Here is a 22,429-nt window from a genome sequence, read left to right as displayed (position 1 = left end):
TCGTGGAAGCGAAACGGGGCACGGGTCGAAGAAGAGGAGATCGAAACGTTCCTTCGCTGGCATGACCCAGATCAGGTTCGACGGTCGAAGGCTGCTGCCTTCCTCTCAGCCCGGTGCACCGGACTCCCGTGTTCGTCAGCAATCATAGACAGCATGTCGTGGTCGGTGGTGCTCGTCCTCGCCGCGGTCCTCGTGGTGCTCCTGCAGGTGCTGCTCTGGCGGCGCCGCTTCCGGATCCGCCGCGAGCTGCTCAGCTACGGCACGCGGGTGTCCGGTCGGGTGGTCGCGCAGGATCCGTCCCGCGGAGACGCCTCGGCGGCGCGCGATCTCGGGCGTCTGCTCGTCGCCTACCGCCTCGTCGACGGCGAGGAGCGGCACCTGGTGAAGACCCCGCAGCGGCGGGGCGACGCCTGGATGGCGGGTGAGCCCGTCGCCGTCATCTACGACCCGCGGCGGCCGAACGACGCCGAGCGGCTGATCGTCGGCTTCGGCCGGACGAAGAAGACCTGGTTCACGGCGCGGCCCCAGCGCTGAGACCGCGCCCGGGCTGCTACTTCTTGAGCGCGCGGATGATCCGCGCGAGCGCCTTGCCGGAGACCCAGACCAGCGGGACGCCGACGGCGAGGACCGAGACGATGTTCGGCTGGAAGCGCAGTCCCAGGTCGTCCTTGATGTAGGCGCCGATCGGCACCACGGCACCGCCGCCGCCACCGCCGCCGCCCTCCTGGCCGTCCTCGGAGCCGCTGCCGCCGCCGAAGCCGAACCAGCGGAGCGAGACGGGGACGAGCGAGACGCCGTCGACCTCGATCGGGTCTCCGTAGCTCGTCGCGGCACCCGCGGAGGTCACTTTGTCGGCCAGGGAGACAGCGATGTTGGGCATGGCCCGACGCTACTCCGCGGGTCGAACGGGCGACAAGCGGCGCACCGGCGCGCACAGGACTCCCCCACCTCCTCCCCGAGGTCTGCTGCGATGATCGTCGGATGCCGTCCCGCCCGCGCCGCCGCCGACCAGGTCGCGCCGCGACCGTCGCGGTCGCGAGCCTGCTGCTGGCGGCGTTCCTCGCCTTCCACCGCGTGCTGGGGGACGCGGCCGGCTGGCTGTCGGTGGTCGAGACCGCGATCCCGTGGTCCGGACTCGCGGTGCTCCTCCTCGTGGCCGCCGCGGTCGCTCTGCGCTCGCGCGGCGCCGGAGCAGCGGTGACCGTGCTCGTGATGGTCTACGGCGTGCTCGTGCTCCCGGTGGCGCTCCCCGCACCGGCGGTCCGCTCCGGATCGTTCACCGTGATCAGCCAGAACCTCGGCACCGGCGACGACGCCGGAGCGCTGGCGGCGGAGCTGGCGGCGAGGGAGCCGGACGTGCTCGCCTTCCAGGAGCTGGCCGGCGAGGATCGCGAGGCGGTCGACGCGGAGCTCTCGGACGCGTACCCGCACTCGTACGTGGTCGGCACGGTCGGGCTGTGGAGCCGCACCGAGCTCTCGAACGGCGAGCCGCTCGATCTCGGGCTGGACTGGAACCGCGCCCTCGCGGTCGACGTCGACACCCCGCTCGGGGCGACGCGGCTCTTCGTGGTGCACCTCGCCTCGTTCCGCCTCGGCGATCACGCCGAGCGCGACACGATGCTGGGCGGCCTCGCCTCGGCGCTCGCGGACGACGCGTCGGACCGCACGCTCGTGGTCGGCGACTTCAACACCGCGACCGACGACCACCTGCTCGCGCCGGTCCTCGACCAGGCGGCGCTGGTCCGCACCTCCGGCATCGGCTTCCCGGCGACCTGGCCGGCTCTGCTGCCGCTGGTCTCCCTCGATCACGCTCTGGCGGACGGGGTGCCCGCCGCGACCCTCGAGGTCCTGCCGCCGAACGGCTCGGACCACCGGCCGATCAGTCTGACGATCGGTTCCGCGTAGCGAGGGTGTCGCTGATGTCGATGCCCTTGGCCGACTCGGGAGCGGAGCGCGAGAGCAGCGACGCAGGCCGGACGGCCCCGGTGCCGAAGCGCGCCGAGACGCCGTCGACCGCCAGCTCGGCGTCGCGCCAGTCGTCGGAGTCGCTCCAGAGCGAGAAGGCGACGTCGTCGCCCTCGACGAGCTGCTCGCCGCGGACGCCGATCAGGCGCACGGGCCGGCGCAGCGGATTGGCCGCCTCGAGGAGCGCGGACGACGCGTCGTAGAGCACGCGCGCCACGTCCGTCGCCTCGGGCAGCGTGCGCGAGCGGGTCAGGGTGCTGAAGTCGCCGAATCGGACCTTGACGGCGACGGTGCGGCAGCGCACTCCGGAGCGGCGCATCCGCACGGCGACCTTGTCGCAGAGGCGCAGCAGCTCGCGGCGGACCAGCTCGGGGTCGGCGACGTCGTCCGCGAAGGTGATCTCGTGGCCGGCGCTCTTCTCGATCTGCCGGGTGTCGACCGGGCGGGGATCGACGCCGTTGGACAGCGCGTGCAGGCGGCGGCCGGTGGCCTCGCCGAGCGCCGAGACGAGGGAGGCGAGCGGCGTGGTCGCCACGTCGGCGACGGTCCGCAGGCCCCGGCGCACCAGCGCCTCTTCCGTGCTGGCGCCGACGCCCCAGAGCGCGCTCACCGGCAGCGGGTCGAGGAAGGCCTGCACCCCGTCGGACGGCACGACGAGCAGGCCGTCGGGCTTGGAGCGGCCGGAGGCGAGCTTGGCGACGAACTTGGTGCTGGCGATGCCGACCGAGCAGGTGAGACCGAGCTCGTCGTGCACCCTCCGGCGGATCTCGGTGCCGATGGCCCAGGGCGAGCCCGAGATGCGCCGCGCGCCGGCGACGTCGAGGAACGCCTCGTCGATGCTGAGCCGCTCGACGAGCGGGGTGAAGGAGTCGAAGATCGCCATCACCCGTCGCGAGGCCTCGCGGTACCGGTCCATGTGCGGCTCGAGGATGATCGCGTGCGGGCAGCGGCGGAGGGCGACGGCCATCGGCATGGCCGAGTTGATGCCGTACTTGCGCGCCTCGTAGGTGGCGGCGGTGACCACCGAGCGCGAGCCGATGTGGCCGACGACGACCGGCTTGCCGCGCAGCTCCGGGTGCTCGAGCAGCTCGACGGAGGCGAAGAACGCGTCCATGTCGACGTGCAGGATGCTCGCGCGCGGGTCGTCGAAGGGCTCGGTGGTGACCTGCCGCCCGCTGCCGTCCTGCTTGCTCACGTTCCGCCCTGCTCGAGTGGCGCACCGCTCCCCATGACGGCGGTGCTTCCGAGGATCATGGTCGCACGCACCACCGACACCGGGCCGCCCTCGCGCGGACCCGCCCCGGTGGGAATGGCGGCGCCGCTCAGGCGGTTGACCCGAGCACCCACGATCACTCCATCGGAGAAGACATGACGCACGAGCACGAGCCCGCCTCCCCCGACTCCGACCTGAGCCTCTGGCTCGATCTGCAGGCCCGCGCGCACGCCGCGTTCGAGATCCGCCTCGACGCGGTGGTCGACTGGACGGCGCCGACCCCCGACACCGAGTGGGACACGCGCGCGCTCGTTCTGCACGTCGTCCGCGAGCAGCAGCGGGCGCACACGCTCCTCTCCGGCGGCGACGAGTCGCCGATCCGCCTCGAGCCCGTCGCCGCCGATCTGCGGAGCGAGTGGACCCGGGTCACGACCCTGCTGCGCGCGGTGTCCCGCGAGGTCGACCCCGCCGCGGAGCTCCGCCTCGGCCGCGACACCGTCACCGCCCTGGAGCTGCTGCAGGAGCAGGTCGCCGACATCACCGTGCACACCTGGGATCTCGCGCGGGCCACCGGCAGCGAGGAGGCGATGGAGGAGGGCCTCGTCGCCGCCGTGTGGGAGCTCTTCGCGCCGCAGGAGGAGACGCTGCGCGCGAGCGGGCTGTTCGCGGCGCCCGTGCCGATCGACGCCACCGCGCCGCTGCAGAGCCGGCTGCTGGCGGTCACCGGCCGCGACGACCGCCTCGCCGCGTGAGCCGCGGCACCTGAGCGGCGCTGCACGAGCCGCACCACCTGAGAACGACCCCAGGCTGCCGACGGCAGGATGGGGAGGTCCGCGCCCACCGCGCGGACGGCACCAGGGGCCCAGCGCCCCGACGAGGAAGGGACACCCATGACACGCGTCGCCGTCATCGGAGCACACGGCAAGGTCGGCCAGCAGATCCTCCATCTGCTCTACGACGCCGGACACGAAGCGGTCGGAGTCGTCCGCAACCCCGACCACTCGGAGGACATCGTCCGCCTCGGCGGCGAGCCGCTCGTCCACGACCTCGAGCACTCCACCGCCGAGGACTTCGCCGGGCGACTGGAGGGTGTGGACGCCCTCGTCTTCACCGCCGGCGCCGGACCCGACTCGGGTCCCGAGCGCAAGCGCACCGTCGACCTCGGCGCCTCCGTCCTCAGCCAGGAGGCGGCCGCGATCGCCGGCATCCGCCGCTTCGTGCAGATCAGCGCGATCGGCGTGGACGCCCCGCTCGACGACGACACCGAGGAGGGCTGGCGCGCCTACGTCGAGGCCAAGCGCGACGCCGACACGGCGCTGCGCGGCACCGACCTCGACTGGACGATCCTCCGCCCGGGCGGTCTGACCAACGACGAGGGCACCGGCCGGATCGAGCTCGGCGAGAGCGTCGAGCGGGGCAGCATCCCGCGCGAGGACGTCGCCGCCACCGTGATCGCGGTGCTCGCCGATCCCTCCTCGATCGGAAGGACCTGGGAGATCGTCTCGGGCGACGTCGCCATCGAGGACGCGGTCGCGAAGGGCGCCTGAGCGCTCACCGGCCCGTCGGGCGCCGGGAGCCCTGCACCTAGAGTGGGGCGGGTGAGCACTCACCCGCCCCGCCCCTGGATCCGCAGCTACGCCGAGGGAGTGCCGGAGGAGCTGGAGCTCCCGGCCGGCTCGCTCGTCGACATCGTCACCGAGTCCGCGCGGCTCTATCCGCACCAGGTCGCGCTCGAGTTCTTCGGCCGCTCGACCAGCTACGCCCAGCTCGCGGACGACGTGGAGAAGGCCGCGGAGGGCCTGCGCCGGCTGGGCGTGCGGTCCGGTGACTCGGTCGCGCTGATCCTGCCGAACTGCCCGCAGCACGTGGTCGCCTTCTACGCGGTCCTGCGTCTCGGCGCGGTCGTCGTCGAGCACAACCCGCTCTACACGCCGCGCGAGCTGCGGCACCAGTTCGAGGACCACGGCGCGCGGGTCGCGATCGCCTGGGACCGCGTGGTGCCGCTCGTCCAGGACCTCCCCGAGGACCTCGGCGTCGAGACGATCGTCTCCGTCGACCTGACCCGGGCGATGCCCGCGCCGATGCGCGCGGCGCTCCGGCTGCCGATCCGCAAGGCCCGCGAGTCGCGCGCCGCCCTGACCGGGAAGGTCCGCGGCGCGATCGAGTGGGACTCGCTGCTGCGCCGCCGACTCGATCCGACGCACCCGCGGCCGACGGCGGAGGACCTCGCGGTCATCCAGTACACCAGCGGGACGACCGGCGCCCCGAAGGGCGCGGAGCTGACGCACCTCAATCTCACGGCCAACGCCGCGCAGTCCCGCGCCTGGGTGCCGACGGTCCGTCGCGGCGACTGCGTCGTCTACGCGGTCCTGCCGATGTTCCACGCCTACGGGCTGACCCTCTGCCTCACCTTCGCGATGAGCATGGGCGCACGGCTCGTGCTGTTCCCCAAGTTCGATCCGGACCTGGTCCTCAAGGTCGTCCGGAAGCACCCGGCGACGTTCCTGCCCGCGGTCCCGCCGATTGCCGAGCGGCTCGCCCTCCGTGCGAAGGAGAAGGGCGTCTCGCTGCAGGGCATCGGGATCGCGATCTCAGGCGCGATGCCGCTCGACCCGGATCTGGTCGAGTCGTTCGAGGCGCTGACCGGCGGCACGCTCGTCGAGGGCTACGGGCTGTCGGAGACCTCTCCGGTGCTGATGGCGAACCCGGTCAGCACCGCGCGCCGGGCCGGGACCGTCGGGCTGCCGCTGCCGGGGACGGACGTGCGGATCGTCGATCCGGAGGACCCGGAGACCGAGGTTGAGGCCGGCGGCCAGGGCGAGCTCGTCGTCCGCGGCCCGCAGGTGTTCCGCGGCTACCACCGCAAGCCCGACGAGTCCGCGGCCGTGTTCACCGCCGAGGGCTGGTTCCGCACCGGCGACATCGCGACGATCGACGAGGACGGCTTCGTCACCATCGTCGACCGGATCAAGGAGCTGATCATCACCGGCGGCTTCAACGTCTCGCCGTCGGAGGTCGAGGAGGTGCTCCGCCGGCTGCCCGCCGTCCGCGACGTGGCCGTCGTCGGCCTGCCGGACGCCCGCAGCGGCGAGCAGGTCGCTGCCGCGGTCGTCCTCGAGCCGGGTGCTCACCTCGATCAGGAGGAGGCGCGCCGCACCGTGCGCGAGGCGCTCACGCCCTACAAGGTGCCCAAGCGGATCGTCGTCGTCGACGAGCTGCCGCGGAGCATGATCGGGAAGGTGCTGCGCCGCGAGGTGAAAGCGCTGCTGCTCGACGAGTCCTGAGGCCGGGCGATCCTTCGCCGGCCTCAGGACTCGCGGGGGTCAGAAGTCGAAGCCTCCGCCGAAGTCGCCGCCCCCGAAGTCGCCGCCTCCGCCGATGTCGCCTCCGCCGCCGAAGTCGCCTCCGCCGTAGTCGCCTCCGCCGTAGTCGCCCCCCGCGTCGCCGGCACCGGCGTCGCCGCCGTCCGCTCCCGCGTCTCCGCCGTCTGCACCGTCGGCACCCTCGGCCTGGACCGACTCGCCGACACCGTCGGGGATGAACGCGTCGGCGATGGCGGAGCCGATCACGAATCCGGCGATGGTGCCGAGCATCGACGAGGCGAGCACGCCGCCGAAGCCCATGCCGCCGGCGCCGCCGCCGGAGAAGCGCCGCTCCATGAAGCCGGGCTGGCGCAGCTCACTGCGGGTCGCGGACTGCGCGAGCGACTGCGCGTCGTCGGCGCGCGGGGCGTCGCCCGCGGGCGCACCCTCGCTGAGCTCGCGGAAGACCTGCTGGCGCTGCTCGGGCGTCAGCTGCTCGAACGCCTCGCGGTGGACCTGCTCGATCGCCTCGGGCGGCGCGGTGCGCAGGAGGTAGCGGTAGCGCTCGATCGCGATCTCGTCCTTGCTGCGCGCGGACTGCGCGGGCGGGGTGCCGTAGGACGGGGCGTCGGCACGGCGCTCCGCGGCCGCAGGGGCCGGGTAGCCGGCGGCGGGGCGGCGCTCCTCGGGTCGCTCTTCGCGGCCCAGCAGTCGGTCCAGGAATCCCATGATCTCCTCCTCGGCGCGGCAGGATGCGCACGCACAGCGCAACGCTAGGCCTCCCTCCGCAGGGATCGCTGAGGGTTCACTCAGAGCGAGCCCAGCGTCGGTCATCAGCCGTCGACGAAGACAGGAGAGGTGGCGCGAAGCGCCACTCCGTCTCCCTGCTGATCGAGTAGGCCGCGGAGCGGGCGCATCGAGCGGAGGGGGCGCCTTCGGCGCCAGCGCAGGGCGGGGAAGAGACTGACGTTCATGCGGTGGTGGGTCTCGATACGCCCCTGCGGGGCTACTCGACCAGCATGTCTGCGGGCGTCTCTTCCAAGTAGATCCACCCGCGTCAGAAGAGTCTGCACACCCGCCCTGCTGAGGACGGCGGGTCTCGATACGCCCCTCCGGGGCTGCTCGACCAGCATGAGGCGCGAGGGACATGCCGGCGCCCCCCTCAGACGGATGCCTCCGTTCCATGCTGATCGAGTAGCCCGCACAGCGGGCGTATCGAGATCCACCCCCGTCAGCAGGCGAGGTCTGCAGACCCCACACCGGGCGACGCTGGGTCTCGATACGCCCCTCTGGGGCTACTCGACCAACATGAGAGCGCGGCATGCGGAACGCGAGTCCTCCACGGGGAGAACGGCTCGCGGCACGCGAGACCTCCACGTCGGGTCAGGCGGACTCGCGGAGAACCAGCTGGTGGCGGACCGTGCGGTGCACCGACGGGCCGCCCTTCGGGAGGTCGCCGGCGATCATGGCGACGGCGAGGTCGAGTGCGTGCCGGGCGAGCTCGTCGAGGTCGACGGCGAGGGTGGTCAGCGTCGGCGCGAGCAGCCGTCCGATCGAGAGGCCGTCGATGCCGACCACCCGGACGTCGCCGGGCACGTCCACGCCCGCCCGGCGGCAGGCGGAGAGCACGCCGAGCGCGCAGAGGTCGTTGAACGCGACGATCGCGTCGGCGACCCGCGGCCGGGCGACGATCCGCTCGGTCGCCTCCGCCGCGGCTTGGGCAGTCGGGCCGTCGGCGCGGACGACCGAGGGCTCGAGGCCGTGCGCGGCGAAGGCGCCCAGCAGCAGCTGGGCCCGCCTGCTCGTCCGCGCGTCCCCCGAGACGTCGACGATCACCGGACGCCGCACGCCCGCTCCGGCGAGGTGCTCGGCCAGCGCCTCGACCGCGTCGGAGTGGTCGAGCACGACCGCGGCCCGCAGCGGATCACCGGTGGGATCGAGCTCCACCACGGGCACGGAGCCGAGCCGCTCGATCCACTCCGCGGCCCGATCGCCGAAGGTGCCGATCACCGCATCCGTCTGCGCGCCGAGCGCCTGGATCATCCGATCGGAGTCGGCGGCGAGGCCGACGTCCGCGAGCGACACGTTCCAGCCCCGCGCCGCGGCGACCCGGACGACGGCGGAGGCGAGCTCCGGCGACCACGGGTTCCGCAGGTCGTCGACGACGAGCCCGAGCTGGTGCTCGCCACCCGTCACCAGGCCGCGGCCGAAGCGCGACGGCCGGTACGACAGCTGCTCCGCCGCGTCGAGGACCCGCTGCTTCGTCTCCTCGCTGATGCCCGGCATGCCGTTCATCGCCCGGGTGACGGTCTGGCGGGAGACCCCGGCGGCCGCCGCGACGTCGTGGATCGTCGCGCGGCCGCCGGCCTCGGCACCGCTCAGGCGCGGAGGTCGAGCCACGCCGTCTGCTCCGGAGTCAGCTCGATCGACAGGCCGCGCATCGACGAGCGCAGCTCGGTGATCGTGCGCGGTCCGAAGAGCGGGAAGGTCGGGAACGGCTGCGCGAGCACGTAGGCCAGGGCGATGGCCGTCGCTCCGACGCCGTGCTCGGCCGCCAGCTGCTCGGCCCGGCGGAGCCGCTCGAAGTTGTCGGGCCCGTAGTAGCAGCGCACCAGCTCGGCGTCGCTGGTGTCGTCCGGGCGGGCTCGGCCGGTGAAGAAGCCGCGGGCCTGCGAGGACCACGGCAGCAGCGGGATCTGCCGCTCGACCAGCCACTCCTTCGAGGCCCGGTCGGTGACGTGCACACAGCCCTCCCACGGCACGTCGTACGCCTCGGCCAGGCCGAAGTGGTTGCTCAGCGCCTGGAAGCCGGCCCGGCCGTTGGCCCGGGCGTACTCCTGCGCCTCGTCGAAGCGCGCGGGCGTCCAGTTCGAGACGCCGTAGGCGCGGATCCGCCCGGCGCGCTGGTGCTCGTCCATCACGTCGACGAACTCGCCCACCGGCACCTCGAGGTTGTCGCGGTGCATCAGGTAGATGTCGGCGTAGTCGGTGCCCTGGCGCTCGAGGCTCTCGAGCAGCTGGCGAGTGAGCGACTCCGGGTCGCAGTACGGGGTGTGCGCGCCCTTGGTGATCACGACGACGTCCTCGCGGATGCCGCGGTTCCGGATCCACTGCCCGAGACGGCCCTCGAGCACGCCGCCGCCGTAGATGTAGCCGGTGTCGAAGGCGGTGCCGCCCTGCTCGACGAAGGCGTCGAAGATCGCCGAGGCGTGCGCGAGGTCGGGCTGGTTGTCGACGCCCATCACGAGCCGCGACATCCGCTTGCCGACGCCGGGGATCTCGCCGGAGAGCATCGGCGCGTCCACAGCGACGCGCAGCGGCCGGCCGGAGACGGTGGGGATGTCCGCGGTCTCGGCCTCGAACGGGAAGCGCAGGCCGACCGCGGAGCGCCAGCGGTCGAGCGTGCGGGCGGTCGCGAGCGTCTCGTCGAGGGTCATCTGCGGCACCTCGACAGCGCCGGCGGCCAGGGCGTCGGTCGTCGCGTCCGCCTCGAGCGCGTAGGGACTCTCCCCCTCGAAGGCGACGATGCGGGGCTCCTCGCCGACGACGCTGATCTCGATGCCCGTCTCCGCGGCGCCGAACCACGGGTCGGCCACGTGCAGACGGCCGCGAGTGCCGTGGACGGTCAGGGCGTTCACGTCGTCCAGCGCCACTCCGGTGCGGAGGGTCGCGGTGATGCCGCCGCGGTAGGTCGCGCGGGCGACGCTCCACTCGTCGACGCCGGTCGGGCCGAGCGTGCCCTGCGCGTCGAACTCGACGGGCTCGGCGACCGCGACGCCGGTCGCGGCCTGGACCACGGCCGCCGCGGCGGTGACGGTGTAGCCGCCGACGTCGAGGATGCCGCCGCCGGCCGTCGCGAGGTCGTAGAGGCGGCCCTCGCGGGACCCGGTGCGGAAGGAGAAGGAGGCGTCGATGTGCACGACGTCGCCGATCACGCCGTCGCGGACGAGGTCGAGCAGCGCGGCGGTCTGCGGGTGGAAGCGGTACATGTACGCCTCGACGAGCGGGAGCCCGGCGCTGCGGGCGGCGTCGACCAGGGCCATCGCGGTGCCGTGGTTGACGGCGAGCGGCTTCTCGCAGAGCACGGCCTTGCCGGCCTCGAGCGCCTGGAGGACGAGCGCCGCGTGGCCGGTGTGCACCGTGGAGATGTAGACGGCACTGACCTGCGGATCGGCGAGGACCGCGGCGTAGTCGCCGGCGGTCGCGTCCGGGAAGCCGTGCTCGACGGCCTCGGCGGCGAAGGCGGCGGCGCGCCCCTGATCGGAGCTGCCCGCCGCGACGAGCCGAGCCCCGCGGCTGCTCGCCGGGAGCTGGGAGAGGAACCGGCGCGCGATGCTGCCGGGGCCGAGCACCGCCCAGCCCGGTGCGGTGGTGGTGGTGGGGGTGGAGTCGGTCATGCGTGGCCCTTTCGCGGCGTCGTCGACGTGAACGTTCACGCACCACGCTAGAGCGGCACGAGGGGCCGGGTCAAGCGTGGCGCGGAACGTCGCCGTGAACGTTCACCACGCGAAGAGAGACGCTCCCCCGCCACCGCTCCCGAGGGAGGCGGACGGGCGGAGGAGCGCCGGGGTCACTTCTGCTTCGGGACGACCACCCACATCACGAGGTACGCGATGATCTGCGGCCCGGGGAGCAGGCAGGAGAGCACGAAGAGCAGCCGGACCAGGAAGGGGCTCCAGCCGAAGCGGTTAGCGAGGCCGGCGCAGACGCCGGCGATGATCTTGCCCCGACGGGGGCGCACGAGAGTAGCCATGACTCCACTCTGGCGCAGGGCCGCTGAGTGGAGCATCAGGGGAACCCCCCGAACCGGCCTAGGGTGCGCCGTCCGGCCGCTCGGAGGCGATCCGCCGCGAGAAGCCCGCGGCGACCGTCGCATCCTCCTCCGGCCAGACCAGACGGAAGCGCTCGAAGACGACGGTGCCGATTCCGCCCGGCGACTCGCGCTCGAAGTAGCGGCGGTGCCCGGCGAGCCAGGACTCCCGCGAGCGGTCGTTCTCGCCCTCGTCCCAGGCGAAGGCGTCGTCCACGCTGTCGAGCGGACCGAGACGGATCTCGACGGTCCGCAGCACGACGCGGGCGACACCGGCGCCGTCGCAGACGATCCAGTGGTCGCCGACGCGGGGCACGGGCTCGTCGCCGACGAGCGAGGCCGTCGCGGTCTTGACGCCGCGCCGCACCAGGGCGAGCAGCTCGTCGGCGAGCTCGACCGAGTCGCCGAAGGACTCGACGAGGGGCAGTTCCTCGGGCACGCCCGGCTCATGCACCCGGTAGGCGGCCCAGAGCGCTTCCGCCGCCGCGGGGTCCGGCTCGGGCAGCGGGGTGCGCGCCGGAGTGTCGGGGAGCAGCGGGAGCAGGTTGGCCCCGGCGAGGGCGGCCGGCTCCTCGGGGTGGTTGTCGGGGGTCTCGACGCGCTCGAACGGCCAGCGCAGCAGCAGCCAGCGTCGCGCGTAGGCGTCGAGCTCCTCCTCGAGGCGGGACCCGACGAGGCTCGGCACCACCCACCAGGACGCTTCGGCGTGGTCGTCGCCGACGGGCCGGACGCTCAGGGCACCGAGGACCTCGGTCCAGTCCGCGCCGACCAGGAGGTAGGCGAAGAGGCGCCGATCGCGCGCGGCGGTCTCGAGCAGCCGGAGCGCGCGCAGGTCGTCACCCGGGGAAGCGGAGGGCAGGCCGCTCGGGTCGCCCTCCGGCAGCAGCGCGGCGAGCCAGCCGCGGCGCTGCCCGATCACCGGGTGCAGCAGATCCGCGTCGCTCGTCACGAGCGGGCGGAGGAACGCCCCGCCCGGCAGATCGAGCCGAGCGGGGACGGACGCGTCGCCGGGCAGGGTGCTCACGCCGCCGTCCGTTCCCCGCGCATCGACTCAGCCGGCCGCGCGCTCGAGGACGAGCTCGCGGACGCGGGCCGCGTCGGCCTGGCCCTTCATCGCCTTCATCACCGCGCCGATGACCGCGCCGGCGGCCTGGACCTTGCCGTCCCGGATCTTCGCGAGCACGTCGGGCTGCGAGGCCAGGGCGGCGTCGATCGCCTCGATCAGGGCGCCGTCGTCCGAGACGACCGCGAGCCCGCGGGCGTCGACGACCTCCTGCGGGGTGCCCTCGCCGGCGATGACGCCCTGGAGCACCTCACGGGCGAGGCGGTCGGTGAGGGTGCCCGCGTCGATCAGCCCGGCGAGCTCGGCGACCTGCTCGGGCGACACCAGCTCGGCCGGATCCTGCCCTGCCGCGTTGGCGAGCCGGGCGACCTCGCCGGTCCACCACTTGCGAGCGGCCTGCGGCGTGGCGCCGGCGGCGACGGTCTCGCTGATCTCGACCAGGAGACCGCTGTTCGCGACGTCCTGGAACTCGAGGTCGGTGAAGCCCCAGTCGGCCTTCAGCCGGCGGCGGCGGGCGGCGGGCTTCTCGGGCAGCGCGGCGCGCAGCTCCTCGATCAGCTCGGGGCTCGGCACCACGGGCAGGAGGTCGGGCTCGGGGAAGTAGCGGTAGTCGTCGGCGTCGCTCTTCGGGCGCCCGGCCGAGGTGCGGCCGGTGTCCTCGTGCCAGTGCCGCGTCTCCTGCGTGATCGTGCCGCCGGCGGCGAGGATCGCGCCCTGGCGCTGGATCTCGTAGCGCACGGCGCGCTCGACCGAGCGGAGCGAGTTGACGTTCTTGGTCTCGGTGCGGGTGCCGAGCTTCTCCTGGCCGATCGGCTTGAGCGAGACGTTCGCGTCGCAGCGGAGGTTGCCGCGCTCCATCTTCGCGTCGGAGATGCCGAGCGCGAGGACGATGTCGCGGATGGTGGCGACGTACGCCTTCGCGTACTCCGGCGCGCTCTTGCCCGCGCCGTGGATCGGCTTCGTGACGATCTCGACCAGGGGGACGCCGGCGCGGTTGTAGTCGACCAGCGAGTACTCCGCACCCTGGATGCGGCCGGTGGAGCCGCCGACGTGGGTCAGCTTGCCCGCGTCCTCCTCCATGTGCGCGCGCTCGATCGGGATGTGCACGACGCTGCCGTCGGCGAGCTCGACCTCCACCGAGCCCTCGAACGCGATCGGCTCGTCGAACTGCGAGATCTGGTAGTTCTTCGCCATGTCCGGGTAGAAGTAGTTCTTCCGGGCGAAGCGGCTGGACGGCGCGATCGAGCAGCCGAGCGCGAGGCCGAGGCTGATCGAGTAGCGGACGGCCTGCTCGTTGACGACCGGCAGCGAGCCGGGCAGGCCCAGGCACACGGGCGTCGTGTTCGTGTTCGGCTCGGAGCCGGCGATGTTCGGGGCGTCCGAGAACATCTTCGTCTTCGTGTTGAGCTCGATGTGCACCTCGAAGCCGAGGACCGGCTCGAAGCGCTCGAAGACCTCGTCGTAGTCCATCAGCTCGGGGGCGGACGCGTGCGCGGAGGCCATCAGACGGCACCTTCCTGGGGGGCGGAGAGCTGGGCGGCGGCGAGATCGGGCGCCTGCGAGAGCAGCGGGTGGCCCCACTGCTCCTCCAGGAGCGCCTCGAGCGCGCCGCCGACGGTGTAGAGCCGGACGTCCTGGCGGGCGGGGGCCAGGAACTGGACGCCGACCGGGAGGCCGTCCTCGTCGGCGAGACCGGCGGGGACCGAGATGCCGGGGATCCCGGCGAGGTTCGCCGGGATGGTCGCGATGTCGCCGCGGTACATCGCCAGCGGGTCGTCGAGCTTCTCGCCGAGCCGGTAGGCGGTGGTCGGCGCGGTCGGCGAGGCGATGACGTCGACCGAGGCGAAGGCGGCGTCGAAGTCGCGCTGGACGAGGGTCCGCACCTTCTGCGCGCTGCCGTAGTAGGCGTCGTAGTAGCCGGCCGAGAGCGCGTAGGTGCCGAGGATGATCCGCCGCTTCACCTCGGGGCCGAAGCCCTGCTCGCGGGTCGCGGCCATGACCTGCTCGACGGTGCCGCCGCCCTGCGGGGTGACCCGCAGGCCGAAGCGGACGGAGTCGAACTTCGCGAGGTTGCTCGACGCCTCCGCGGGGAGGATCAGGTAGTACGCCGCGACGGCGTGCTCGATGCTCGGCGCGCTGACCTCGACGATCTCGGCGCCGGCCTTCTCCAGGACCGCGAGGGCCTCGTGGAAGCGGGCCAGGACACCGGGCTGGAAGCCCTCTCCCCCGTCGAGCTCCTTGAGCACGCCGATCCGCAGGCCCTTCACGTCGGCGCGGCGGACCGCATCGGCGAAGGAGGGCCACTCGTCGCGGAGCGAGGTCGAGTCGCGCGGGTCGTGCCCGGCGATGACGTCGTGCAGGAGCGCCGAGTCCAGGACCGTGCGCGAGACCGGGCCGATCTGGTCGAGGCTCGAGGCCAGCGCGACGGCGCCGTAGCGGGAGACCCCGCCGTAGGTCGGCTTGACGCCGACGGTGCCGGTGACGTGCGCGGGCTGGCGGATCGAGCCGCCGGTGTCGGAGCCGAGTGCCAGCGGCGCCTCGTAGCTCGCGACGGCCGCGGCCGAGCCGCCGCCGGAGCCGCCGGGGATGCGGTCGAGGTCCCACGGGTTGTGGGTGGGGCCGTAGGCGGAGCGCTCGGTGGTCGAGCCCATCGCGAACTCGTCCATGTTGGTCTTGCCGATCGGCACGAGGCCGGCCGCACGGACCTTCTGCATGACGGTCGCGTCGTAGGGCGGGCGCCAGCCCTCGAGGATGCGCGATCCCGCGGTGGTCGGCATGTCGTTCGTGACGATGACGTCCTTGACCGCGAGCGGGACGCCGGCGAGCGGGTGCAGCGACTCGCCCTCGGCGCGGCGGCGGTCGATCGCGTCGGCCGTCGCGGTCGCGGCGTCGCCCGCGACGTGCAGGAAGGCGTGGACCGCGCCGTCGACCGCGGCGATGCGGTCGAGGTGCGCCTGCGTCGCCTCGCGCGAGGAGACGGAGCCGTCGGCGAGGCGCGAGGCGAGGGCGGAGGCGCTGAGGCGGACGAGCTCGTCGCCGTGGGCGCTCACTGCTCCTCCCCCAGGATCGCGGAGACCTGGAAGCGGCTGCCGTCGTGCTCGGGAGCACCGGAGAGCGCCTGCTCGAGGGTCAGCGTCTCGCCCACGACGTCGGGGCGGAACACGTTCTCGAGCGGGATGGGGTGGCTGGTGGCCGGGACGTCGGGGGTGGCGACGGCCTGGATCGCCGTCACCGAGTCGACGATCTGACCGAGCTCCCGGGTGAGGTTCTCGATCTCCTCGGTGGTGAGGTCGATCCTGGCCAGCGAGGCCAGATGGGCGACCGTGTCGGCCGTGATCTCGGACATGCGTCTCCGTCGGGTGGTTCGTGGGAATCGGCGTCCAGTCTAGCCAGGGGCACCGACGCTCCCTCCGCTCAGGCCCCGGGCGACGCGGTGGGCGAGGCGGTGACCGTGCCGGTGCCGAAGAGGCTCGTGCCGTGCTTCAGCAGCGCCTCGTAGGCGCCCTGGTAGGTGGTCGGCAGGTCGTCGCCCGGCTCGCCGTAGCGGGCGAGCAGCAGGCCCATCAGCCCGAGGGCCGGCGGGCTGAGCGGCTTGTCCCTGTTCGCGTTGGCCGGGTGCGGCGGGGTCGCCTCCGGATTCGGCGGCAGGTACTGCGGCACGGTGGTCGGCCAGTCGTCGATCTGCCGCGGAGTGTCGAGGGTGACCACGCCGAAGAGGTCGGGCGCGTCCGCGTCGCGCGCCGTGAGCGGCTCGAGCCCGTGCAGGCGGCTGAGGGTGCGGATCAGGGCGCCGTGGTGCATCTCGTCGTGCAGGATCGTGCCCGCCCGGGTGTAGGCGGAGATCGCGATCGCCGGCACGCGGCAGCCGAGGCGGTCGAAGCCGAATCCCATCTCGCCCTCGCGGCCGTCGCCGGGCGGGGTCGCGGCGGGCGGCGGCACGTGGTCGTAGAGACCGCCGTGCTCGTCGAAGGTGGCCAGCAGCAGGGTGTTGATCGCGTTCGAGCCCGTCGTCGACGCGCTCTCGCGGATCGCCGAGTAGATCTGGTGCAGCAGCAGCTCCCCCGCGCGCACGTCGGAGAGCGCGCTGTCGTAGAGCGGCTGCCCGTCGACCTCGTCCTCGTGCAGGACGCCCGTCGGCGGGTGCATGTCGTTGTGGTCGAAGACGAGCCGCGGCTCGACGAAGGCGTAGTCGGGCAGCCCGCCGTTCGCGACGTCCGCGTAGAACTGCTCCATCGGGGCGAAGTTGGTCTTCCAGTACTTCTCGAGCACCGGCGCGTGCAGGAAGCCGGTGTAGGAGACGACCTGGAGCGCGTCGAAGTACACCCGCCAGCTCTTCCCGGCCTCCTCGAGGCGGTTGAAGACGGTCGGCGCGTCGGCGAGGTCGTCGGCGAGCCACTTCTCGTAGCCGGCGCCGTGCTTGTTGGTGACGAAGCCGTGCGAGGTCGAGGCGTGGAAGAAGGAGCGGTTGCAGAAGGTCTGCGAGGGGACGGCGCAGAACCAGTGGTCGAAGACGGCGAACTCGCGGGCCAGTGTCGAGAAGACGGGCAGCATGTCGGGCGAGAAGCCGCCCATGATGGTGCCGTACTCCTCGCGGGTCGGCTCCTCGCCCTTCTTCAGGTGGCGGAGGTTCTGCACGTAGTCCTCGAGGAACCCGCTCATCGTCGGCGAGGAGGCGTCGGCGGGCGCGTTGAAGGGGGCCGTCATCGCGCCGACGGACGCCCCGGCGTTCGACGGCGGGTCGATCGTGCCGAAGAGCTGGGTGTTGACGTGCGGGTACTCCTCGCCCGGGTCGGGATCGGGCTGGCGCATGACGGTGTCGGTCGCGCCCTGGTAGACGTGCGCGGTGACGGTGTCGCCCGCGGCGGTGGTGTTGGAGTGCTCGCCGGTCTGCAGGCCCTCGAAGGTCTCGCCCGCGGGCGGGCCGCCGGCCGCAAAGAGCTGCCCGAGGATGTTGTCGAAGGAACGGTTCTCGAACATCACGACGACGACGTGGTCGAAGCCCGGCTCGCTGCGCTCGGGCAGCGGCGATTCGGCCTCGCGGTCCCGGCCGGAGGCGACGGCCGCGCCGATCGCTCCGCCGGTGAGGCCCGCGGCGGCGACTCCGCCGGCGACCGCGCTGCCGGCCAGGAAGCGCCGCCGGGAGCGCGAACGAGGGGCGTCGTCGCGCGGGGTGCGATCGCCGCCGCCGTCGGTGCCGCTCATGCGTCCCGCCCTTCCCGCGTGCCGCGGATCCGTGCCTCCGGGGAGTGTAGCGATGCGCCCGGGGCGGCGGCTCGGAGCATCATGAGGGCGTGATCGGCGTCGAGGGGCGCGCCGCTGATGCCTGCCGCGGCGAGGGCTGCGGCCAGGGCCGGCCCGATCGAGCGCTCCCGGTCCTTCGGCGCGAAGGCGGGTGCCGTGCGCGGGTAGCGCGACAGCGGCCGCGCGGGTCCGGAGAGCGCCTCGGCGACGGCGAGCACGCCGTCGTCCGCCAGCGCCCGGCGGTCTGCGGCGAAGCGGGCGCGGTGCAGGAGGGCGGGAGTCGCCGGGCCGAGCCGGGCCGTCAGACGATCACCGGGCCGCGCGCTCGAGGCGATGAGGAGGGCCGGGACGTCGCTGGGGCGACCGGCCTGTCCGCGCGCGATGACGAGCAGGAGCACCCGGCGGCCGACCGACTCCGCCGCCCGGACCGCGTCGACGGTCTCGTGCAGGAGCCGCTCGGCGACCCGAGCGTCCGCGGACCGCGAGGCGCTCGGATCGTCGGCGGCGGCGAAGTCGGCCGGATCGACGAGCGAGCGGGGCTCGACCAGGACGACCGGCGGCAGGGTGCCCGCGGCGGCCGCCTCCGCGAGACCGGAGAGCGGGAGGAGGGCTCCCTCGGCGGCGGCGACGGCCGCGGGGTCGTGGTGCGGCCACTCGGGGTCGGCGAGCAGTGTGGTCGAGACACCCTGCCGGTCGTCGACGACCAGGGACCAGGGGGTGCCGGCGTGCCTGGCCGAGTCGAGCAGCGACCGGAGCGGGTCGCGGCCGTCCGCGCGCCAGTGGTCGGCGCGCGCGAAAAAGCGAGCGAGCAGCGTGTGCACGGGGAGCATCGCGGAGGTGAAGCGGTCGCCCGGAGTCCCGGGGCCGGGGGCGGTCAGCACCTCGTCGGTGCCGCCGGCGAAGTCGCTGCCCGGCTCGCCGTCGAGGGCCCCGAAGACTTCGCGGCGCGGCCGGCCTGCGAAGGAGAGGACGACGAGGTGGTCGATCCGGGCCAGCGCGGCGGCGGCCTCGCGCTCGCGCGGCGTGAGCGGCACGGCGCGGGCTGCGGCGTCCAGCGCGGTCGAGGCGGCCTCGACGAGGGAGCGGCGGAGGAACGCCCGCCGCTCCTCGCCGGGCCGGTCAGGCATCCGCGTCGGGGGTCTCCTCAGCGGCGGGCGCATCGGCGGTCGGCGCATCGGCGGTCTCGTCGGCCGGCGCCTCGGTGGCGACCGGGTCGGTGCCGTCGGCGGCGGGTGCGTCGGCCACAGGCGCGTCCCCGGCCGCTTCCTCCGAGGCCGTCTCCTCGGGCAGCGCGATCGCGTCAGGCCCCTCGGTCACGAGCAGGTGGAACTCCGCGGCGGTGATGATCCGGACGCCGAACGCCTCGGCCTTGCCGAGCTTGCCGCCGGCGCCGGGGCCGGCAGCGACGTAGTGCGTCTTCTTCGAGACGCTCGAGCCGGCCTTGCCGCCCGCGGCGAGGATCGCCTCCTGCGCGCCCTCGCGGCTGTAGCCCTCGAGCGAGCCGGTCGCGACGACGGTCAGGCCGGCGAGGACGCCGCCCGCGGCGTCGGCCGCACCGGGGCCGGGGTGGCCGGGCGTGGCGAAATGCACGCCGGCCTTCGCCCAGCGGTCGACGATCTCGGCGTGCCAGTCGACCTCGAACCAGGCGAGCACCGCGTCGCCGATGATGCCGCCGACGCCGTCGACCGCGGCGAGCTCCTCGCGGCTGGCCGCGCGGATCGCGTCGAGCGAGCCGAAGTGGCCGGCCAGGGCGCGCGCGGCGACCGGGCCGACGTGCCGGATGCTGAGCGAGACGAGGAAGCGCCAGAGCGGCGAGGTCTTCGCCTTCTCGATGTTGGCGATCAGCGCGAGACCGGTCGTCGACGGCACGTACTCGGCGTCGCCGCCGAACACCTCCGCCTCCGGGTCGAACGGGCCGTCGCGCTTCTGCCGCTTGCGCTTGAACGGGCCGACGACCTTCGCCTCGCCCCGGTCGTCGAGCTTCTGCAGCCCGGTCTCGCTGTCGCGGACGACGACCTCGATCGGGAAGACGTCCTCGATCCGCAACTCGAACAGGCCGGCCTCGGTGACCAGGGGCGGCTCCGCGGGCACGAACGGCTGGGTCAGCGCCGCGGCGGTGACCTCGCCGAGCACCTCGATGTCGAGCGCGCCGCGGCTGCCGATGTGCTCGACGCGGCCGCGCACCTGCGCGGGGCAGGAGCGGGCGTTCGGGCAGCGCAGATCGACGTCGCCCTCCTTGGCGGGAGCGAGCGTCGTGCCGCACTCGGGGCACTGCGTCGGCATCACGAACTCGCGCTCGCTGCCGTCGCGCAGCTCGATCACCGGCCCGAGCACCTCGGGGATGACGTCGCCGGCCTTGCGCAGGACGACGGTGTCGCCGATCAGCACGCCCTTGGCCTTCACGACGTCGGCGTTGTGCAGCGTGGCCTGGCGCACCTCGGAGCCGGCGACCTTCACCTTCTCCATCTGCGCGAACGGGGTGGCCCGGCCGGTCCGGCCGACGCTGACGACGATGTCGAGGAGCTTGGTGTGCACCTCCTCGGGCGGGTACTTGTAGGCGATGGCCCAGCGCGGGGCGCGGCTGGTGGCGCCGAGCTCGTCGTGCAGCTCCAGCTCGTCGACCTTGACGACGACGCCGTCGATCTCGTGCTCGACCGAGTGGCGCTCGCGGCCGTACTGCTCGACGAAGGCGAGGACCTCGTCCACCGACTCCGACACCCGGTTGTGCGCGCTCACCGGCAGGCCCCAGGAGGCGAGCAGCCCGTAGACCTCGGACTGGCTCTGCACCGGCGGGTCCGGCCAGGCGCCGATGCCGTGCACGTAGAGCGCGAGCGAGCCGACCCGCGCCTCGCCGGCGCGGAGGTCGAGGCCGGACTTCTTGTCGAGCTGCTGGCGGAGCCCGCCGCTCGCGGCGTTCCGCGGGTTGGCGAAGGTGGGGAAGCGGCGCAGGGCGCTGTCGCGGACCCGCTCCTCGTCGAAGGGCTTGCGGGTGGCGCTCGGCCGGGCCGACCAGCGCTCGCGCGCCTCCTCGACGGCCTCGTCCCGCAGGGTCTCCTGCAGGGCGTTCAGTGCCGCGAACTCGCGCACGGGGATGAAGACCTCGCCGCGGACCTCGACCAGCGCAGGGTGCCCCTCGCCTGCCAGCTGCTGCGGGATGCCGGCCACGCGCAGAGCGTTGACGGTGACGTCCTCGCCGGTCCGCCCGTCGCCGCGGGTGGCCGCGGTGACGAGGCGGCCGTTCTCGTAGTGCAGCGAGATCGCAAGGCCGTCGATCTTGAGCTCGGTCAGCCAGGCGACCGGGCGGGCGGCGGAGGCGACGGTCTTGTCGCACCACTCGCGCAGCTCCTCGGCCGAGAAGACGTTGTCGAGCGAGAGCATCCGCTCGGCGTGATCGATCGGGTCGAGACCGGCGGCGACCACTCCCCCGACGGTCTGCGTCGGCGAGTCCTCGCTGGCCAGCTCGGGGTGCGCCGTCTCGAGCTCGGCGAGCTCGCGGACCAGCGCGTCGTACTCGGCGTCGGCGAGCGGCGAGGCGTCGGCCGCGTAGTAGTCCTCGCTCGCCGAGCGGATCCGCGCGCGCAGCTCATCGACGCGCTGCGCCGGATCGAGGCCCGCCGCCGACGTCGCGCCCGCCTCGGACGTCGCGGCCATCAGAGCACCGCCCCGCTCGCGGAGGCACCGACGAGATCGGCCGCGACCGTGCGGTCGATCGTGCACTGGCCGAGCACGCGGGTGCCGAGGTAGACGACGGCCGTCTGGCCGGGGGCGACGCCGTCGAGCGGCGAGTCGGGAGTGATCACGAGCTCCACCTTTCCATCGACCTCCGACACGACGGCGGTCGCCGGGACCGGGTCGGCGTGCGCGCGGATCTGCACGTCGCAGCGGAACGGCGTCGACGCGTCCTCCGGCGCGGCGCCGGCCCAGGTGAAGCGCGAGCCGGCGATCTCGCCGATGCGCAGCGCCTCCCGCGGACCGACGACGACCTCGTTGGTCTTCGGCCGCACCTCGAGGACGAAGCGCGGGCGGCCGTCCGGCGCGGGCACGCCGAGATGCAGGCCCCGGCGCTGGCCGACGGTGTAGCCGTGCGCTCCCTCGTGGGCGCCGACCACCGCGCCGTCGCGGTCGACGATCGCGCCGGTCTCGGGGGCGACGCGCTCCGAGAGCCAGCCGCGGGTGTCGCCGTCGGGGATGAAGCAGATGTCGTAGCTGTCCGGCTTGTTCGCGACGCTCAGGCCGCGACGCGCCGCCTCCGCCCGGACGACCGCCTTCGACGGCGTCGAGCCGAGCGGGAACATCGAGTGCTCGAGCTGCGCGGTGGTGAGCACGCCGAGGACGTAGGACTGGTCCTTCGCCTCGTCGCTCGCGCGGTGCAGCTCGGGGCTGCCGTCGGCCGCCGTCTCGAGGGAGGCGTAGTGGCCGGTGCAGACGGCGTCGAAGCCGAGGTCGAGCGCCTTCTCGAGCAGGGCCGCGAACTTGATCCGCTCGTTGCAGCGCATGCAGGGGTTGGGCGTGCGGCCGGCGGCGTACTCGGCCACGAAGTCGTCGACCACGTCGAGCTTGAACCGCTCGGAGAAGTCCCACACGTAGTAGGGGATGCCGAGGACGTTCGCAGCGCGCTGAGCGTCCATCGAGTCCTCGATCGTGCAGCAGCCGCGGCTGCCGGTGCGCAGCGTGCCGGGCATCCTGCTCAGCGCGAGATGCACGCCGACCACCTCGTGCCCCGCCTCCACCGCGCGGGCCGCGGCCACCGCCGAGTCCACTCCACCGCTCATCGCCGCAAGAACCTTCATCGTCCGAGTCTACGAGCGGGCGGCGGGCGTGCGGTGTGCGCGATT

General features: G+C 73.6%; 19 protein-coding genes and 1 riboswitch. Of the genes, 5 read left to right on the top strand and 14 right to left on the bottom strand.

The window, feature by feature from the left end:
• Positions 1 to 31 precede the first annotated feature (31 nt).
• Positions 32 to 139, bottom strand: a riboswitch (TPP riboswitch).
• Positions 140 to 153: 14 nt separating this feature from the next.
• Positions 154 to 534 (top strand): DUF3592 domain-containing protein, encoded by a 381-nt coding sequence (locus EDF43_RS17515; RefSeq protein WP_123703439.1) that lies wholly within the window; start codon positions 154 to 156, stop codon positions 532 to 534.
• Positions 535 to 550: 16 nt separating this feature from the next.
• Here EDF43_RS17515 and EDF43_RS17510 read toward each other — a convergent pair whose 3' ends face one another.
• Positions 551 to 880 carry a hypothetical protein gene (locus tag EDF43_RS17510; RefSeq protein WP_123445768.1) on the bottom strand — a complete coding sequence of 110 codons (330 nt, stop codon included), beginning with the start codon at positions 878 to 880 and terminating at the stop codon, positions 551 to 553.
• A gap of 101 nt (positions 881 to 981) precedes the next feature.
• On the opposite strand from EDF43_RS17510, the gene EDF43_RS17505 reads away from it, so the two are divergent.
• Positions 982 to 1,905 carry an endonuclease/exonuclease/phosphatase family protein gene (locus EDF43_RS17505; RefSeq protein ID WP_132437860.1) on the top strand — a complete coding sequence of 308 codons (924 nt, stop codon included), beginning with the start codon at positions 982 to 984 and terminating at the stop codon, positions 1,903 to 1,905.
• Here the strand turns inward: EDF43_RS17505 and dinB are convergent.
• On the bottom strand, positions 1,880 to 3,160 hold the full coding sequence (gene dinB / locus EDF43_RS17500) for a DNA polymerase IV (RefSeq protein WP_123736887.1): 1,281 nt from the start codon (positions 3,158 to 3,160) through the stop codon (positions 1,880 to 1,882). The genes EDF43_RS17505 and dinB overlap by 26 nt on opposite strands.
• Before the next feature lie 173 nt (positions 3,161 to 3,333).
• On the opposite strand from dinB, the gene EDF43_RS17495 reads away from it, so the two are divergent.
• The 3 genes from EDF43_RS17495 to EDF43_RS17485 all read left to right on the top strand — a co-directional run bounded on the left by EDF43_RS17495 (position 3,334) and on the right by EDF43_RS17485 (position 6,462).
• Entirely contained in the window at positions 3,334 to 3,930 is a 597-nt protein-coding gene (locus EDF43_RS17495; RefSeq protein ID WP_132437859.1) for a TIGR03086 family metal-binding protein, read from the top strand.
• Between the two features lie 138 nt (positions 3,931 to 4,068).
• Complete coding sequence (locus EDF43_RS17490) at positions 4,069 to 4,725, top strand: SDR family oxidoreductase (protein ID WP_123736885.1); 657 nt, start codon at positions 4,069 to 4,071, stop codon at positions 4,723 to 4,725.
• 51 nt (positions 4,726 to 4,776) lie between these two features.
• Positions 4,777 to 6,462, top strand: coding sequence for a long-chain-fatty-acid--CoA ligase (locus EDF43_RS17485; protein WP_132437858.1), 1,686 nt, complete (start codon positions 4,777 to 4,779; stop codon positions 6,460 to 6,462).
• 39 nt (positions 6,463 to 6,501) lie between these two features.
• Here the strand turns inward: EDF43_RS17485 and EDF43_RS17480 are convergent, their stop codons facing one another.
• From EDF43_RS17480 to mnmA, 12 genes are all read right to left on the bottom strand, one after another.
• Positions 6,502 to 7,209 (bottom strand): hypothetical protein, encoded by a 708-nt coding sequence (locus tag EDF43_RS17480; protein ID WP_132437857.1) that lies wholly within the window; start codon positions 7,207 to 7,209, stop codon positions 6,502 to 6,504.
• A gap of 654 nt (positions 7,210 to 7,863) precedes the next feature.
• Entirely contained in the window at positions 7,864 to 8,880 is a 1,017-nt protein-coding gene (locus EDF43_RS17475) for a LacI family DNA-binding transcriptional regulator (protein ID WP_132437856.1), read from the bottom strand.
• Positions 8,859 to 10,877, bottom strand: coding sequence for an aldo/keto reductase (locus EDF43_RS17470; RefSeq protein ID WP_132437855.1), 2,019 nt, complete (start codon positions 10,875 to 10,877; stop codon positions 8,859 to 8,861). Before EDF43_RS17470 ends, EDF43_RS17475 begins: the two co-directional genes overlap by 22 nt.
• A gap of 173 nt (positions 10,878 to 11,050) precedes the next feature.
• Positions 11,051 to 11,233, bottom strand: coding sequence for a PspC domain-containing protein (locus tag EDF43_RS17465; protein WP_123445760.1), 183 nt, complete (start codon positions 11,231 to 11,233; stop codon positions 11,051 to 11,053).
• Between the two features lie 58 nt (positions 11,234 to 11,291).
• A complete protein-coding gene (locus EDF43_RS22425) occupies positions 11,292 to 12,314 on the bottom strand; it encodes an ASCH domain-containing protein (RefSeq protein ID WP_243581616.1) in 1,023 nt (340 codons plus the stop codon).
• A gap of 27 nt (positions 12,315 to 12,341) precedes the next feature.
• On the bottom strand, positions 12,342 to 13,856 hold the full coding sequence (gene gatB / locus EDF43_RS17455) for an Asp-tRNA(Asn)/Glu-tRNA(Gln) amidotransferase subunit GatB (RefSeq protein WP_132437854.1): 1,515 nt from the start codon (positions 13,854 to 13,856) through the stop codon (positions 12,342 to 12,344).
• Positions 13,856 to 15,403 (bottom strand): Asp-tRNA(Asn)/Glu-tRNA(Gln) amidotransferase subunit GatA, encoded by a 1,548-nt coding sequence (gene gatA, locus EDF43_RS17450; RefSeq protein WP_132437853.1) that lies wholly within the window; start codon positions 15,401 to 15,403, stop codon positions 13,856 to 13,858. The genes gatB and gatA overlap by 1 nt, the downstream gene beginning before the upstream one ends.
• Positions 15,400 to 15,699 carry an Asp-tRNA(Asn)/Glu-tRNA(Gln) amidotransferase subunit GatC gene (gene gatC / locus EDF43_RS17445; protein ID WP_123445757.1) on the bottom strand — a complete coding sequence of 100 codons (300 nt, stop codon included), beginning with the start codon at positions 15,697 to 15,699 and terminating at the stop codon, positions 15,400 to 15,402. Before gatC ends, gatA begins: the two co-directional genes overlap by 4 nt.
• A gap of 68 nt (positions 15,700 to 15,767) precedes the next feature.
• Positions 15,768 to 17,555 carry an alkaline phosphatase family protein gene (locus EDF43_RS17440; protein ID WP_132437852.1) on the bottom strand — a complete coding sequence of 596 codons (1,788 nt, stop codon included), beginning with the start codon at positions 17,553 to 17,555 and terminating at the stop codon, positions 15,768 to 15,770.
• On the bottom strand, positions 17,552 to 18,721 hold the full coding sequence (locus EDF43_RS17435; RefSeq protein WP_132437851.1) for a hypothetical protein: 1,170 nt from the start codon (positions 18,719 to 18,721) through the stop codon (positions 17,552 to 17,554). The genes EDF43_RS17440 and EDF43_RS17435 overlap by 4 nt, the downstream gene beginning before the upstream one ends.
• Entirely contained in the window at positions 18,714 to 21,245 is a 2,532-nt protein-coding gene (gene ligA / locus EDF43_RS17430; RefSeq protein WP_132437850.1) for an NAD-dependent DNA ligase LigA, read from the bottom strand. The genes EDF43_RS17435 and ligA overlap by 8 nt, the downstream gene beginning before the upstream one ends.
• Entirely contained in the window at positions 21,245 to 22,384 is a 1,140-nt protein-coding gene (mnmA, locus tag EDF43_RS17425) for a tRNA 2-thiouridine(34) synthase MnmA (RefSeq protein ID WP_132437849.1), read from the bottom strand. Before mnmA ends, ligA begins: the two co-directional genes overlap by 1 nt.
• Positions 22,385 to 22,429 lie beyond the last annotated feature (45 nt).

This window comes from Rathayibacter sp. PhB179 (assembly GCF_004345345.1).
GTDB lineage: Bacteria > Actinomycetota > Actinomycetes > Actinomycetales > Microbacteriaceae > Rathayibacter > Rathayibacter festucae.
This window is presented reverse-complemented; position numbering and strand designations above follow the sequence as displayed.